Source organism: Candidatus Nanopusillus massiliensis, from assembly GCF_920984865.1.
In genome coordinates this window covers 590,124-590,459 of the sequence record NZ_OV100765.1, presented here as the reverse complement: position 1 = coordinate 590,459, position 336 = coordinate 590,124, and positions in this window count along the sequence as shown.

Here is a 336-nt window from a genome sequence, read left to right as displayed (position 1 = left end):
AAGATTTATGGATTACTTTAGATTAATTAAAGAAGGTAAAATAAATAATAGAAGGATTTAAATATTAAAGCAATATGGAATAAAGTTACCAAATTGGTATTATGAATTAACTACTAATGTTGAAGTACCAAAAGTAAAATTAAATGCAAACATCAATAATACATTAAGAGCTGAAGATAATACATTAAAAGTTGAAGAAAATGGAAATAATAAAGTTGAAAAATGTCCTGTATGTGGATCTACAAGATTAAAACATGAAGCTGGTTGTGTTGTATGTATGGATTGTGGATGGTCGGAATGTATAATTGCTTAATTTTTTATAATTTTTATAAAAGT